Origin of the sequence: Gilvimarinus japonicus (assembly GCF_042847215.1) — a bacterium.
Lineage (GTDB): Bacteria > Pseudomonadota > Gammaproteobacteria > Pseudomonadales > Cellvibrionaceae > Gilvimarinus > Gilvimarinus japonicus.
The window spans coordinates 1,222,221-1,237,731 of the sequence record NZ_AP031500.1; the positions used below are offsets into that span (position 1 = coordinate 1,222,221).

The window sequence follows — 15,511 nt, forward strand, 5'->3', positions numbered from 1 at the left end:
CCCCGAGCCCTCTTTCAAGCGAATGTGGAGTGAACATGAAACAAGCACTGGCCGCTACGGCTTTATTGTGTATCGCGCAGCTTAGTAGTGCCGCGGCAACCGAGCCGGCGGTGCCGCAGTCGGTTATTTACGTGATTGGCGATGGCATGGGGATGGAGTACATCACCGCCTACCGCCATTTTGCCGATGACCCCACGACTGACGAGCTCGAAGATACTCTGTTCGATCGTTACTTTGTCGGCACCTCTGCGACTCATCCCCATGAGCATGGGTTGGTGACAGACTCTGCGGCCGGGGCTACGGCGCTGTCGGCGGGCATTAAAACCTATAATGGTGCAATTGCTGTGGATGTGGATAAGCAGCCGGTAGAGACGTTGCTGGAGCGGGCCAAAAAGCTCGGCTACAGCACGGGGATGGTCTCGACCAGCCAAATCAATCATGCGACGCCGGCCAGCTTTGCCGCCCATGTGGACAGTCGCCAAAAGTATGACGATATTGCCGACCAGTATCTGGATAATCGCATTGATGGCAAGCCTTGGGTCGATGTCCTGATCGGCGGTGGTGAGCAGTATTTTAAGCGCGACAACCGCGATTTGGTGGCCGGGTTTACCGCGCTGGGGTATCACTACGCCGATGACTTTGCCTCGCTTGATAGTATCGAGAAAGCGCCGGCTTTGGCGCTGTTGGCACCTAAAGGGCTGCCCTTTGCGATAGATCAGCCACCGGCCAACCGGTTAGCGGTGATGACTGCCAAAGCACTGGCTTTGTTGCCCAAGAACAAACCGTTTTTTCTACTGGTTGAGGCCAGTGAAATTGACTGGTGTGGCCATGCCAACGATATCGCCTGTGCGATGGCCGAGATGCGCGATGCCGAAGAGACTTTAAAAGTGGTGGGAAATTATGTTGCCGGACACCGCGATACAGTGATGGTGATGACCGCCGATCACAGCACCGGTGGGCTGAGCATGGGGGCCAACGGCGAGTATGAGTGGCGTGCCTCTGTGGTGCGCGGAGTAACAGCATCGGCTAACGAATTAGCCCGTCAACTAAAAGACGCTGGTAGTGACTGGCAGCAAACATGGCTTGAGTTAACCGGTATTGCGCTTACCAGCGAACAACACAATACGATTGCGCGGCAGGTTAAGGCCTCGCGCCGCGCCAGCACTGAGACCGAGAAAAACGCCGCCAAAACTGAGCTGCGTGCAACATTATTATCGGCCATTGATCGCGCCAGTGTCACGGGCTGGACCACCAGTGGGCATACCGGCGGCGATGTGCCGGTGTTTGCCGCCGGTGTAAATGCCGAGCAATTTGCCGGACACCAAGACAATACCGCCATTGCGCAAAAGCTATTTACTCGGCTGCATCCGGCGCAATAAGCGGCTGCTCTGCGGTGGCTCGAATCCAATCGGCCACCGTTTGCTCGCCCAGTTCAGCGTATAAACCCGATTCAATACGAGCCTCTAGCGCTGTAACCGGACTGTTGCCGAGTAGTGACGAGGGAACGACACCCTCGTGGCGCCTTAAAACCTGTAACACTTCGCGCAAGGTAATATGATCAAGCGACCGGGCCGGCACCAGCCGATTGGCATCGCTGCCCGAGATCATCACCAAGTCGTGTTTCAGCATTTTGTGAATCATGCGTTGAATTTCTTGTGGCCCCACCGACAAGTTAGATTCCATTTTAGCGATTGAGGTGCTGCCCTCATCGCGGTCAAAATTGCAGGCCACTTTGTGCATAATGGCAAGGCCTGTTAATTCGTCAATGCGGGCCGACGGCAGATTAACCCGTGAGCGTGTAATTTGTTGCGCGTGTTGCGAATAAAATGCCACGGCGGCGCCTACCAGCAAAATCAGCCAGGCGAGGTAGAGCCAGATAAGCAATAAAATACCGACCGCAAACCCCGAGTAAATAGCGGTGTATTTGGTCGATGACGAAACAAAGAGCGTAAAGCCAAAAATAGTGGTTTGCCAGATCACCCCGGCCACTACACCACCTAAAAAAGCGTGGGCTAATTTAACGCGGGTATTGGGTATAAATGTATAAAGGAAGGTGAACAACCCAATAATAACCAGGTAAGGCACCGTGCTGGATAAAAAGCCGTAAAGCCAACCCAGTGGCGCAAATTCAATAAGGTGTTGCATGGTGCTGCTGTTGATGAGTGCAGCCGTGGCGCCCATGGCCGAAAACACCACCAGCGGGCCGATCATAATGACACTTAAGTAGCTGCTAAAACGCTGCGCCAGCGAGCGGCTTTCGCTAACCCGCCAAATCTCGTTAAACGAGCGTTCGATTTTTTGGATCAGGGATATGACGGTATAAATTAATACCCCGAGCCCCACCGACCCCAACACCCCAACTTTGATGTTGTCGACAAAGCTTAAAATGTTCTCGACTACAATGGGCCCTCGCTCACCCAGTGGCGCGGCCAACATATGGTCTAAAATGGGCTCGAGCTGATTATGCACCCCAAAGCCTTTGAGTACCGAAAAGCTCAGTGCCAAAAAAGGCACCAGTGACAGCAAGGTGGTGTATACCAAGCTCATAGCGTGCAGGGTGATATCGCCGCGCACGAGATCGCGTACAACCGCGACTATAACCCGCGACAAATGCCAAAAGCGTTGATGCAACTTAGAGCGGTGCGCGGTTTCCACCTGCCAGAGCCAACGGTCGAGCGTGCGCAGGCCGTTCTCGACTTTTTTTGCGATCGATTCGGGGTGGGTTTTGTGGTCACTCTCGCTCATTGCGGTTACTCGTACTGTTGCGGGCTGGGCGACGAACGGCTGGCTCCGTCGTTGGTTTTTCGGTGTATCACCCTTGAGCATAGCGAATGGCAGGTACTGCTGGCAAATAATGCACGCCGAGCGACGAAATTACTTGCCTGAAACGCAAAAACACCGGATTATCCGCTTTTTTTACAGGTGTATGTTTTGTGAGCATGATCTCGTTTAATGTATTTCGCACCTTGGGGTTAAACGGCGTGACCGTTTTAAAGCCCGAACAGTATTTGCAGCACCGGCAAGCGCTGCAAGAGGCCCGCTGGGTACTGTTCCCTGAGTATTGGCAAGTTAACGCGCTGGTGTTTGGTTTGGGGTGCCGCATTTTCCCCAGCTTGTCGAGCTATTTAATTGGCCACGACAAGGTCGAGATGACCCGGGCCTTTCAAATGATAGCGCCAAACAACACCCCCTGGACGCTTATTGCTGCGAACACCGACAGCGAGGCCGACCGGCTGTGGGATACTATGCTGCTGCCCTTTGTGGTTAAGCTGCCTAAAGCGGCTATGGGTGAGGGGGTGTGGCTGGTAAATAACCGCACCGACTTTGAACGCTACCGGGCGCTAACCGATATTCTTTATGTACAAGAGTATTTGCCTATCGTGCGGGATATTCGCGTGGTTATTGTCGGCGGTAAAATGGTAACCGCTTATTGGCGGTTACAAGCCGACCAAGGGTTTTACAATAATGTCGCGCGCGGCGGTATTGTCGATCACTCTCCGGTGCCGTTTCAGGCCGTGGAGCTGGCGTTAGGTGTTGCGAGCACACTGGGGGTGGATCATGCCGGCTTTGATGTGGCCATGGTGGGTGATCATCCTTATTTGCTGGAATTTAATCGACTGTTTGGCAATCAGGGATTGCCTGGTGGCACCGCACCATTGCAAGAGGCAATTGCCGAGTATTTAAACGGGCGACTTGAGCCGGATGACCCTTATCATGATGCCTCGGGGGTAGGCGAAGGTGCCGCACCCAGCCGGCGTAAAATGCCGCGATTAGAGCGTACGTTTTAGGGGCTAACGCCAAGAGAGTGGTATCTAATCGGCGTTCACTCGCGCAATCATGCTCCATAAAAAAAGCCCCGGTCGAAAACCGGGGCTTTTTTAACGGCTCGCGCTAGTTACGCGGCGTGGTGGTTTCCAGTTTTTGTAAACGCTCCATCGCGTCTTTCATTTCGAAGGTTTTGTAGCTGATGTTGCTCAGGTTTAAGCTCGAACCACTCTGGAATGGGTACTCCGGAATAGTTTTTAAGAACTTCATGGCCTCAGCCTGGATCGGGACAAACGTCCACATGGTGTTCTCGGCGTACCACTTCAGGTACATCTCAGACTCCAATGCGCCTTTCTGGTATGGATCGGCGCGCAGGTTGATTACCAAAGGCCAAGCTGGCGTAAAGCGAGTTGCGGTGGTGATGTCGCCTTCCAATGTAGCGAAGTGGATTTTCCAATCTTGGTAGCGCACGGCGTTTAGCTCGCCCGTTGCACCAAAGTAGAAAATCTCGTCCCGTGGGGCTTCGGCTTCACCTTTAAAGTAAGGTAAAAAGTTGTAGCCGTCTGGGTGGATACGCCATTTGGTACCGTTAGCACGGTAGCCTTTTTTCAGCTTGTTCACCAAGTCTGGCTCACCCGCCGCCGCTGCAAAGGTAGGCATCCAGTCTTCTTGCGAGATAATATCGTTGTACTTAGTGTTTGGCTTAACTACACCAGGCCAGCGCACCAGCATCGGCACACGGTGGCCACCTTCCCACGTGGTACCTTTCTCGCCGTGAAAGGGGGTGGTGCCGCCATCGGGCCAAGTCACTGTCTCGGCGCCATTATCGGTGGAATAAACCACAATGGTGTTGTCGGCAATTTTTAGCTCGTCTAACTTGTCGAGCAACACACCCACAGACTTATCGTGCTCCACCATACCATCAGCGTATAAACCAACGCCGGTTACGCCATCAGACTCGGGTTTCAGGTGAGTCCAAACGTGCATGCGGGTGGTATTCATCCACACGAAGAAGGGCTTGTCTTGATCAACTGCGCGCTCCATAAAGTCCAACGCTGCGGTCAAAAACTCTGAGTCGACAGTTTCCATGCGCTTTTTGGTCAGCGGGCCGGTATCTTCAATTTTGCCATCGGCAGTCGAGTGAATCACACCGCGAGGGCCAAATTTCTTACGAAACTCAGGGTCTTTGGGGTAGTAGTAGCTCTCTGGTTCTTCTTCGGCGTTTAGGTGATACAAGTTGCCAAAGAACTCATCAAAGCCGTGGTTGGTAGGCAGGTGCTTGTCTTTATCACCTAAGTGGTTTTTACCGAACTGGCCAGTGGTGTAGCCTTGTTCTTTAAGGATGTCACCAATGGTGGGGGTCCAGTCTGGAATGCCGTGATCAGAGCCGGGCATACCAATGGTTAATAGACCAGTACGGAAAGGGTGCTGCCCCAAAATAAAGGACGCGCGACCGGCGGTGCACGATTGCTGAGCGTAAGCGTCGGTGAACATGGCGCCTTCGTTGGCAATCCGATCAATATTGGGAGTTTGGTAACCCATAATCCCGTGATTGTAAGCACTGACGTTGTGCACGCCAATATCATCCCCCCAGATAACAAGAATGTTAGGTTTGTCAGCGGCGTGCGCGGCACTGGTGCCGACGGTGAGCGCCGCTAAAGCCACAAGCTTTTTCCACTTTGAATGTATGATGGACACGATGTTACTCCTTTAAGTCCTGGATATTACCAATTCAGGTCGCCATATAAATGCATACAACTGTGGCACTCCTCGAACGTCTTTTTGGGTAGCCGTTATGAGAACCGCTTAAAAAGCTTAGACGCTGGTATCAAATCTGCCAAATAAATAATTAAATTGTTGGGGACTAAAAATGAAGAACATTAGTATCGCTATACAATCACTATATCTACCTCTATTATTCCTATAAAAGCAAAAGGGTTTATAACAATATTGTAATAACTCGAACGTAATTTTATGCGCCGTTAAGGTCGAGTGATTGGCAGAGTGAGGTTTTAAGTGACAGGCAAGGAACACGCTGAAAAAAAAGAAAGGTTTTGGCTGAGGAGTACTTGGTGGGGGATGATACTGGTTAGTTTGTTCAGCCCTTTTTGTCTGGCGGATGAGGCCGCGTGCGCAAACTGCCATCAGCAGCAGGTGAACGATTGGCAGGGCTCTCACCATTTTCATGCCATGGGAGAGGCTACCCTAGACTCTGTTCGGGGCGACTTTTCTAATCAAACTATCGAGTATCAGGGTGAGCAAGCGCGTTTTTACCACGAGGGAAGTGCGTTGTTTATTGCCATGCCTAACCTTAAGGGTGAAATGACCCCGTACCCGGTCGTAAACTATTTTGGTTACGAACCGCTGCAGCAATACATGTTTGAAATGGCGCCAGGAAAGTTGCAGTTTTTTCCGTTTGCGTGGGATACCAGAGCAAAAACGGAAGGCGGACAACGTTGGTTTGTATTGCATCCCGAGCAAAAACCTCACGATGAATTTCACTGGTCGCAAATGGGGCAGAACTGGAACCAAATGTGCGCCGACTGCCACTCGACTAATTTTGTGAAAGGTTTTGACCTTGACAGTAACACGTTTAAGTCGAGTTATGATGCCATCAATGTTAGTTGCGCTGCGTGTCACGGCAATGCCGATAAGCACCTTGCTTGGGCCGCAGGTGATAAAGACGTTCGTAACAAAGGCTATGAGCACTACATTGGTGCAAAAACGCCGCTGTTTCGCGAGAACGACGAAGGTTTAATGCGGGCCATTGCCGAAATTAAACCCTCTAAGCAAATCGAGGTGTGTGCCAGCTGTCACTCTCGCCGTTCGCAAACCAGTGATCGCGGTGCGCCCCACGAGTTTTTTGAGCATTATCAGCCATCGCTACTTACCCCTGAGCTATATCATGCCGATGGTCAGATCTTGGATGAAGATTACGTTTGGGGCTCCTTTATGCAAAGTAAAATGTTTGCAGCTGGCGTCACTTGTAGCAACTGCCATAATCCGCACTCAGGTGAATTAAAGTTGCCCGAAAACAAAACCTGTACCCAGTGTCATAGTGCTGAAACATTTGAGTCGACAAAACATCATGGCCATAAACTAGAGACCACCGGAAGCTACTGCGTCGATTGTCATATGCCCGCAACGGTTTATATGCAAGTTGATGCCCGGCGCGATCACAGTTTTAAAGTACCGCGCCCAGACTTAACTCAGCAGACCGGTGTGCCCAATGCGTGTAACGGCTGTCACCAAGATCAGTCGCCTGCATGGGCCAAAAAGCAGATCGAACAATGGCACCCAAACGCTAATCGTTTAGGCTCCGAACATTTTGCCCAAGCGTTCTTTGCTGCCGATACCCAGGAGCCTAATGCCGATGCTAAGCTAACCCGCATCGCGCAGAATGTTAGCTACCCCGATATTGTGCGCGCCTCTGCACTGGCACGTATGGAGCAAACCCCGGGGCAAAATGCGGTTGTCGCTATCATGCGGTCTGTGCGCGATCAAGACCCGATAAAACGCCAAGCGGCCATTACCGCGGCATCCGCTTACCCAGTGACTGACCGTTGGCGCATGCTTAATAGCTTGCTGGATGATACTCATGCGCCTATTCGCGTTGAAGCGGCGCGAACCTTAACCGCCATGTTAACGCAGCCGCCAGAGACGGCGCTAAGCAAGGCGGACGAAGCGCGACTTAACGCGGCACTAGATGAGTATCGCCAGGTACAGCATTATCAGGCCGAGCGAGGGTTCTCTCACACTAACCTTGGCAACCTGGCGCAAGAGCTTGGCATGATTAAAAATGCCGAGAACCATTATCGCGACGCGATTGACGTAGAGCCGGTGTTTATTCCCGCTTATGTGAACTTGGCCGATATTTATCGCATCCGCGGTAATGAAGCTAAGGTGCAAGAAACGCTTAAGCAGGCACTTGCGGTTAACCGCGAAGCCTCGGCCGCGCACTACGCATTGGCGATGAGCTTGGTGCGGCAGGGCAAAAAGGACCAAGCAATCGCCCACATGCAAAATGCGGTTACTTACGGCTCCACTAACGCCAGCTTCATCTATACTTATGCACTGTTGTTGCAAGATCGTCAGCGCTATAACGATGCGCTGGTGCAATTGCGCCGGGCTTATGAGTTGACGCCAAACAACCCAGATATAAGCTATAGTTTGTCTCAGCTGTACATTGGTGCTAAACAGTATGATAAAGCGCTTTTATACGCCAAAAAATTAGCTGAACTGGTCCCCGGAAACGAGAAAATTAGCCAGATGATTGAACAGATTAAAACGCTTAAAACAAATCAGCCCTAACCGCCTGTGAAGGGAGTAAACGATGAAAGGATTGGACGAAATCAATGCACTGAAAGCGCGTATGTCGGCCAGCATCATTGGCCAGGAAACGGTCGTGGAGCGTTTACTGATTGGCTTGCTGGCCAATGGTAATTTGTTGATTGAAGGTTTACCGGGGCTTGCAAAAACCCGTGCTATTAAAGCGCTGGCCAAAAACCTAGACAGTAAGTTTAGTCGGGTACAGTTTACTCCTGACTTGCTTCCCTCAGACATTACCGGCTCTGAGGTGTTTTATCAAAACGACAGCGGCGGCGAGTTTCGCTTTGATCCGGGTCCAATTTTTGCCAACATTGTGTTGGCCGATGAAATTAACCGAGCGCCCGCTAAAGTCCAATCAGCTCTGCTAGAGGCAATGGAAGAGCGCCAGATTACGGTAGCCGGTAAAAGCCATAAAATGGACCCTCTGTTTATGGTGTTGGCGACACAAAACCCTGTAGAGCAAGAGGGTACCTACCCGTTGCCTGAGGCGCAGATGGACCGTTTTTTGATGAAGGTCAACGTCGACTACCCAACGGTAGAAGACGAGGTCAAAGTCATTGAGCTGGTACGCCTCGAAGAGCAAGCCCAACAGGGCGTTAAAAAACCTCACGAGCCCGTCGAGCTTACCAGTGCCGACGATATATTTGCCGCCCGTAACGAGATCGCGGCCGTAGAGGTCGATGCCGCGATGGCCCGTTACATGGCTGACTTGGTGTACGCCAGCCGAACCCCAGAAAAGTACGATGCCGAGCTCGCCCGTTGGATTGATATCGGCGCCTCGCCACGGGCCTCAATTGCGTTGGATAAGTGCGCGCGTACCCATGCTTGGTTGAATGGCCGGGGGCAGGTGCTGCCAGAGGATATTCGAGCGATTGCCCCCGATGTGCTGCGCCACCGCTTGGCCTTAAGCTATCAAGCCCAAGGCGCCGGTGTAAACGCCGAAGCGGTTATTGCAAAAATGATCGAGCTGGTGGCACTGCCGTAACTGTGTCTGTATAACCCCAAAGCGGATGGCCATATGAAGGATCAAGCCGAAACCAATACGACATTAGATACGCGTATTTACACAGACTTTTCCCACCTAAAAGGCTTGCAAAGACAAGCACGAAAGTTGAATTTTTTGCCCCGGCATAATAGCAAAAGTATTTTGTCCGGACGCCACGGCTCACGTATTCGCGGGCGTGGGTTAAGCTTTGAAGAGCTACGCGATTACCGTATCGGCGATGATATTCGCACTATCGATTGGCGCGTTACCGCCCGTACGGGTGTACCCCATGTGCGCGTTTACGCCGAAGAAAAAGACCGCTCGGCGGTATTGATTGTCGATCAGCGTATCAATATGTTTTTTGGTACTAAACGTAATATGAAGTCGGTGACGGCCAGTGAGGCGGCGGCAATTTGCGCTTATCGTATATTTGCGCAAGGTGATCGTGTTGGTGCAGTGCTGTTTAACGACACCGAGGTTAAGTCGTTCAAGCCCAGTAAACGAGTACAAATGGTCGAGCAAATTGTGCGTGAGTTGAGTGATTTAAACCTTCAACTTAATAGCAATTTAGCCACACCAAAGAAAAAAATGCACTTAAATCATCCGCTGGAGGCCGCCGCGCGGCTTGTTCGGCATGATCAGCTGATAATCGTGATCAGTGACTTTGCTGAAATTGACGAAGCCACCGAGCAGTATCTAAGCCAGATGGCGGCCCATAATGATGTGGTTTTGGCACTGGTGAGCGACCCTATCTCACTGCAGGTGCCGGCGGGGGTTCAGTTGCCGGTCAGTGACGGTGAAAAGCAAATGACACTGGATACCCGCCGCGATGTCACGCAGCAAACCTTACAGAAGAGCTTTTCTAACCGGCGGGCGACGGTTTTAAACTGGCAAGAGCAATTAAACATTACCGTGTTAGAGTTAAACACCGCTGCCGATACTTTGAGTCAGTTTATGCAAGCTTTTGCGGTGCGGAGGTAGTCATGGAGAGCCAGGAAGAGCTGCAAAAACTAGAGCTTTACCAGCTGTACGACAGAATGGAGCCTTTAGTGGCTGCAAGTCCAGTGGCGAAAATTCCCGAGGGACCCGGTTGGTGGGTGCTGTTAGCGCTAATCCTTGGTATTGTCGCCATCGCCATTGGGTGGAAGTTTTATCGCCGCTATCAAAATCGCTATCGCTATTACGCCATCACCGAAATTAATTCGTTGCCAGAGGATTTTAGTCCGTGGCAAGTCAGTGCTATTTTAAAACGCTGCGCCTTAACTGAGTTTCCTCGCCAGCAAGTGGCCTCTTTAACCGGTAGCCATTGGACTGAGTTTTTAAATCGCCACTACCCCAGTGGCCCGGACCTTCCTGACTTTAATCAGTTGCAAAAAGGCAACCCTGAAAAGGAAGGTTTTGATCGCCTTCAGCTTAAGCAACAAGCCATTGACTGGCTAACTGGCTTTAAGGTGGCATTATGATTGTGTTTAAGCACTTATGGCTACTGTGTCTTCTTCCTTTGCCGTTATTGCTGTACTTTTTGCTTCCTGCGTTTAGACAAAAAACGCTGGCAGTACGCATCCCCTTTTTTTCTTTGGCGGCCGAGGCCAGTGGCGCAAAAGTTGCCGCTGGTAGTCAGGTGTATCGCAAAGGTGTATTAGATGTTTTATTGGCGGCACTCGTGTGGGGCGCTCTGGTGGCCGCCCTTGCTAAGCCTGTGGCATTGGGGGAGCCGGTTACTGAACAAATCATCACGCGAGACATAATGTTGGCGATTGATTTATCCGGCTCTATGGAAGAGCGTGATTTTCCCGATCAGTCCGGCGAGTTAATTGGGCGCTTAGATGCTGTAAAAGGCGTGGTGTCGCAATATATTGCCGAGCGACAGAATGACCGCATTGGTTTAATCGTGTTTGGTTCCCGCGCGTACTTGCAGGCGCCTTTTACCCGGGACCTGGCCAGTGCAGAGCAATTATTAAATGACACCAGTGTTTCAATGGCCGGCCCCCACACGGCTATTGGTGATGCCATAGGGCTTGCGATCAAACATTTCGAGTCGTCCCAGGTGACGGACAAAATATTGATTCTTCTGACTGACGGGGCGGACACCGGATCGCGCATGTCGCCCAGCAATGCCGCCCATGTGGCGAGTCAAGAGGGGCTAAAAGTGTTTACCATCGGTATCGGGGATGAAAACGGTGAGGGCCAGTACCGTGTCGATTTTGATACCTTGCGAAAAATCGCCGCGACCACTGGTGGCGATTTTTATTCCGCTGAGGATTCCGATGCCCTAACAAACGTTTACCAAGAAATCGATAAAGTTGCCGCTGTAGAAAGTGACCTACCCGTTACCCGGCAAGAAACGTCCTTGGTGCACTGGCCGCTTGCGTTAGCATTGTTGGTGCTGTTAGTGGCAATGCTCAGATTGTGGGCGAGTGCTCATAAGGCGAGGGCTTTGGCATGAGTTTGTTTGGACTTCACTTTCTGCGCCCTTGGTTGTTACTGTTTATTGTCGTGTTTGGGCTTTTGTATTGGTTGTCTCGGCGTGCACTGGGCGGGCGGCATCGCTCGAATGAGGTTATAGCACCGCATTTAGTGGCAGCTTTGACACCTAAACAGCGTATGCGCGATAAATTAAAACCCATTGACCTAGTGTTTGGTTTTAGTTTGCTTTTGGCGATTGCGGCCGCAGGGCCCGCGTGGCAACGTGTTGCAAGTGATGCGAACCACAAACCACCGGTTGTCGTGGTCCTTAAAGTGAGTCAAAGCATGCTGGCCAATGATATCTTGCCTACAAGGCTGGATCGCGCTAAGCAAAAGATTCGTGATTTACTGCAGTACCGCGCCGGGGCTAAAACCGCACTCATTGTTTACGACGTCACCAGTCATAAAGTGTTACCGATGACGGAAGACAACAATGTGTTTTTACCGTTTATTGAAGCTTTAAACCCTGATGTGATGCCTAGCGGGGCTGGTGATGCGGTGGTGTCGGCGATTGCCAGTGCGCAGCGCGAGCTTGAAAAAACCGGTGGCGGGGCGATTGTGCTTGCGGCCGATGGCATTGAGCACGCCCAAGTGTCGGCCCTTAATAAATTGGCCAATCCTTTTGTCTGGTGGCAGTTTGCTACCACGAAAGGTGGGGTTATCGTTACCGATGATGGCAGCATCTTGTCCGAGCCCGGCGGGGCGGTAAAAACGTTTTCTTTGGATGACTCTACGGCCGGTCGTTTGCAGCAAGTGGATGTGCAGAAGGTGACCCTCAACTCACAAGATCTGGTCGAAATCGACCGTGCAGCCAGCGAGCGTTATCGCGAGTGGCAAAGCGCTGATCGTGATACACCGTTGCGCGAGATGACCTGGTACTTTGTTTGGCCCTTGGTGGCATTTGCCGTTCTGTGGTTTAGGCGCGGTTTTATCTCGCGAGATAATCAGCCAAAGCGGCGTTTACCGCATGGCGTTACTCATTTGGCGGTTGTCGGTTTACTCGGGACGTTGGCTTATAGCCCCGCCAGTGAGGCTGAAGTACTTGATTGGTTTTTAAGTCGGGATCAACAAGGCATGATTGCCTACAACAACAAAGCCTATAAAAAGGCCGCTGGGTTGTTTGATGACCCTATGTGGAAGGGCGCGGCACTTTATGCCTATGGTGATTACACCCACTCGGCGCAAATCTTTGCCACCGTAGGCACGACCGACGGTTTGTATAACCGCGCCAATGCATTGTTTAAGGGGCACCAGTACGAGGCCGCTATCGCGGGGTACAAACAAGTGTTGCAACAACAGCCGGACCATAGCAAAGCCGCGCGCAATTTGGCGCTAGTCGAGGCGGTGTTGCAAAGCTTATTGGATCAAGGTGGTAATGTCGATCTTGAGCAGAGCGTTACGACAGATGTCGATGTTAAAAAGGTTAGTGAGGATGCTGGCGCTGAATCTCAGGACTATCAAGTCACTGACACTTTGAGCGAAGACGCCAAAGATCAGTGGATGCGCAGTGTCGAATCCGATATGAGTGATTTCTTAACGGCAAAGTTCGCCACTGAAGCTGCCTCTGGTAACACCGCCACCACGCAATCCAGAACAAACGGACAATCTGTGGGGGAAGCGCCATGAGGCGATGCATTCTGCTCTTAAGTTTATGCTCGGTAAGTTTAAGTTGGGCGGCGCCTCAACCTGCCAATGATGGTAAACCCGCTCAACCCGTCCCCGCTTTATCCAGCAGTGTGAATCACCCGGAGGTAACGGTGGGTGAGCCAGTTGTGGTGCGGGTTAAAGTGCTGGTGCCCACGTGGTTTACCAAGCCCGTTTATTTTGATGAGGTGGAAGCGCTTAATGTTATTAGCGTTAGCGTTGATAAAAGCTCTTACCCTACTTCCGAGCGGGTAGGGGCATCGACTTGGTCGGGCGTGATTAAAGAGTACACGTTAATCCCTATGACTGGCGGAAACTACCAGCTGGATCTGCCCACCCTAACGTTGCACTACTTAGGTTCTGATCAAAAAAAACTTACCTTACAGGTAACACCCGATCCGGTAAGCTTTAACGCGGTGGTGCCGGCCGCAGCCGCCTCGTTAAAGCCACTTATCATCGCGCAGGATCTTACTCTTAGCCAAGAGATGAATATTGATCAGCCGGTGGTTGTGGGGCAAAGCTTTAACCGACAAGTAACGGCAACCATCACGGGTACCTCGGCGTTATTTGTACCGCCGCTATTGCAGCAAGCCAATAGCTATAGTCTACAGTCCTACCTCCAGAGCCCCCAGGTTAGTGACCGGTATGACTCCGCGAAGGGGCAAGTCTCTGGCACCCGGGTCGATACTCAGGAGTTGGTTGTTGCTGATGCAGGGCAAGTGGTACTGCCGGATATCGCTATTCGCTATTACGACCTGAGCAGCGCAACGGTACGCACCGTCTCGGTAAAAGGGCAGTCGTTTGTGGTGGTTGCCAGCCCCAGTCGGTTTGCCTGGTTGTGGCCGCTGCTGGTTGCTCTGGTTGGGTTGTTGGCGTTGCTGGGCATTGCTTGGTTGCTCTGGCCTAAATGGCAGCTTTATCGGCGCAGTGAGCCGGTAAAGTTTCGTCAGCTATTGTCTTTAAGCCACACTCCAAGCCGGGTTTTACTCACTGAGTTGGAGCACTGGCGGTGCTTTTGGCGTTCGGCCTACCAGTCTTCACCTGAGGCGCGGAACGAGTATCGTGATGTGGTGTTAGAGGTAGAGGCGGCGATTTATTTGGCGCAGCCTGTCGGTACCCATCTAGATCGGCGTTTGCGTCAGCACCGCAAAATGTTGCAGCAAATACTGGCGAATCGTCAACAACGTTTGATGCCGCTTAACCCTTAAGGTTATAGGTGGTTGCTGGTGAGCTGTCACGGAACCGTGAGGTGGGTGATAAAGCGGGGCGGTTAACTCAGCGCTGCGAACCGGCAAATGACATTTCGCCAGTTCGCAGCGTTTTGGTTATGGGGTTTTAGGGTAAACTTTAGCCCAATCTTCTTTCATGTCTACCACTAGCCAGCCACGGCTGGATGCCTGTTTCAACCCTTTATCTAGTTTGCCAATGTGGCTATCGCGATCGTAAGCGAATTCACGCTTGGCGTCGGTGTGATGCACAATCAGCCCAAAACTGGGCAGCTCGTTAGAGCTGCCCCACTCGAGCATCTCAAAGTCACCATCCGAGTTGCCTCCGACAAAAATCGGCTTTTTGCCAATAACGGTTGCTATCCCCACCGGTTTGCCTGGGCCATCGTCCAGAAAGCTAACGTCAGGCTTTTTGGTGATTTGCGGTTTGCCATCGATCAGCTCGTATTGGGCGTGCAGAGCCGTGCCGATAACCTGCTGAGGCGGAATCCCGTAGGCTTTTTCGGAGAATGCGCGAATAAACTGTTGTCCGCCGCCCGATACTATGTAGGTGGTAAAGCTGTTGTCCCGCAGATAGCTTAACAACTCCAGCATAGGCTGATAGATCATGGCGTCGTAACGCATGTTGGTTTTGGGGTGACGAGCGGTGGCGAGCCATTGTTTTACGCTTTGCTGAAACGCCATTACGCTCATGTCAGAGTGAGAGGCGTTGATGACCTCCTGCAGGCCCGACATACCGCCGGCCATAAGTGTTTTTAAGTCGCCTGCAGCGGCCGCTTTTAGGGCGGGTGAGTTAATGAGGCTTGGATCTTTTTTGGCTTTCTCTTTGAGCGTATCGAGGGCGTAGGTTAACTGAAAATATACCGGTTGCTCACTCCACAAAGTGCCGTCGTTATCAAATACGGCGATACGGGCGGCGACGGGTACAAACTGCTCGCTGGTGGGGTCAGTGACGCTAGCAACATATTCAACAATTGCCGTTTTGGCATGGGTGTCGTTCCAAGATGGTAGTGGGTCGGCAGTTGCTTGCAGTGCCATGCTGCAAGCAAGCAGCCCTGTTAACAATAACTTTACGTTTACGGACATGTTCAATCCC

Annotated in this window: 12 protein-coding genes; 9 read left to right on the forward strand and 3 right to left on the reverse strand. The window is 51.8% G+C overall.

Annotated elements, in window-relative coordinates; translation table 11 throughout:
* Positions 1-35: 35 nt before the first annotated feature.
* Entirely contained in the window at positions 36-1,379 is a 1,344-nt protein-coding gene (locus ACGHAD_RS05105) for an alkaline phosphatase (protein ID WP_382417299.1), read from the forward strand.
* Here the strand turns inward: ACGHAD_RS05105 and ACGHAD_RS05110 are convergent.
* Positions 1,354-2,745 (reverse strand): YihY/virulence factor BrkB family protein, encoded by a 1,392-nt coding sequence (locus ACGHAD_RS05110; RefSeq protein WP_339617478.1) that lies wholly within the window; start codon positions 2,743-2,745, stop codon positions 1,354-1,356. The two genes, ACGHAD_RS05105 and ACGHAD_RS05110, sit on opposite strands and share 26 nt — an antisense overlap.
* A gap of 194 nt (positions 2,746-2,939) precedes the next feature.
* On the opposite strand from ACGHAD_RS05110, the gene ACGHAD_RS05115 reads away from it, so the two are divergent.
* Positions 2,940-3,788 (forward strand): RimK family alpha-L-glutamate ligase, encoded by an 849-nt coding sequence (locus tag ACGHAD_RS05115; protein WP_382417380.1) that lies wholly within the window; start codon positions 2,940-2,942, stop codon positions 3,786-3,788.
* A gap of 103 nt (positions 3,789-3,891) precedes the next feature.
* Here ACGHAD_RS05115 and ACGHAD_RS05120 read toward each other — a convergent pair whose 3' ends face one another.
* Entirely contained in the window at positions 3,892-5,463 is a 1,572-nt protein-coding gene (locus ACGHAD_RS05120; protein WP_382417301.1) for an arylsulfatase, read from the reverse strand.
* A 381-nt stretch (positions 5,464-5,844) separates the two neighbouring features.
* Here ACGHAD_RS05120 and ACGHAD_RS05125 point away from each other — a divergent pair, with 381 nt between their 5' ends.
* The 7 genes from ACGHAD_RS05125 (at position 5,845) to ACGHAD_RS05155 (ending at position 14,397) form a co-directional block, all read left to right on the forward strand.
* A complete protein-coding gene (locus ACGHAD_RS05125; protein ID WP_382417303.1) occupies positions 5,845-8,076 on the forward strand; it encodes a tetratricopeptide repeat protein in 2,232 nt (743 codons plus the stop codon).
* A 22-nt stretch (positions 8,077-8,098) separates the two neighbouring features.
* Entirely contained in the window at positions 8,099-9,079 is a 981-nt protein-coding gene (locus ACGHAD_RS05130; protein WP_382417305.1) for an AAA family ATPase, read from the forward strand.
* A 33-nt stretch (positions 9,080-9,112) separates the two neighbouring features.
* Positions 9,113-10,060, forward strand: coding sequence for a DUF58 domain-containing protein (locus tag ACGHAD_RS05135; RefSeq protein WP_382417307.1), 948 nt, complete (start codon positions 9,113-9,115; stop codon positions 10,058-10,060).
* Positions 10,061-10,062: 2 nt separating this feature from the next.
* Entirely contained in the window at positions 10,063-10,542 is a 480-nt protein-coding gene (locus tag ACGHAD_RS05140; RefSeq protein ID WP_382417308.1) for a DUF4381 domain-containing protein, read from the forward strand.
* A complete protein-coding gene (locus ACGHAD_RS05145; RefSeq protein ID WP_382417310.1) occupies positions 10,539-11,525 on the forward strand; it encodes a VWA domain-containing protein in 987 nt (328 codons plus the stop codon). The genes ACGHAD_RS05140 and ACGHAD_RS05145 overlap by 4 nt, the downstream gene beginning before the upstream one ends.
* Entirely contained in the window at positions 11,522-13,171 is a 1,650-nt protein-coding gene (locus ACGHAD_RS05150; protein WP_382417312.1) for a VWA domain-containing protein, read from the forward strand. Before ACGHAD_RS05145 ends, ACGHAD_RS05150 begins: the two co-directional genes overlap by 4 nt.
* A 131-nt stretch (positions 13,172-13,302) precedes the next feature.
* On the forward strand, positions 13,303-14,397 hold the full coding sequence (locus ACGHAD_RS05155; protein ID WP_382417314.1) for a hypothetical protein: 1,095 nt from the start codon (positions 13,303-13,305) through the stop codon (positions 14,395-14,397).
* A gap of 117 nt (positions 14,398-14,514) precedes the next feature.
* On the opposite strand, the gene ACGHAD_RS05160 is transcribed toward ACGHAD_RS05155, so the two are convergent.
* Positions 14,515-15,501 (reverse strand): HAD family hydrolase, encoded by a 987-nt coding sequence (locus tag ACGHAD_RS05160; RefSeq protein ID WP_382417316.1) that lies wholly within the window; start codon positions 15,499-15,501, stop codon positions 14,515-14,517.
* Between the last annotated feature and the right edge of the window lie 10 nt (positions 15,502-15,511).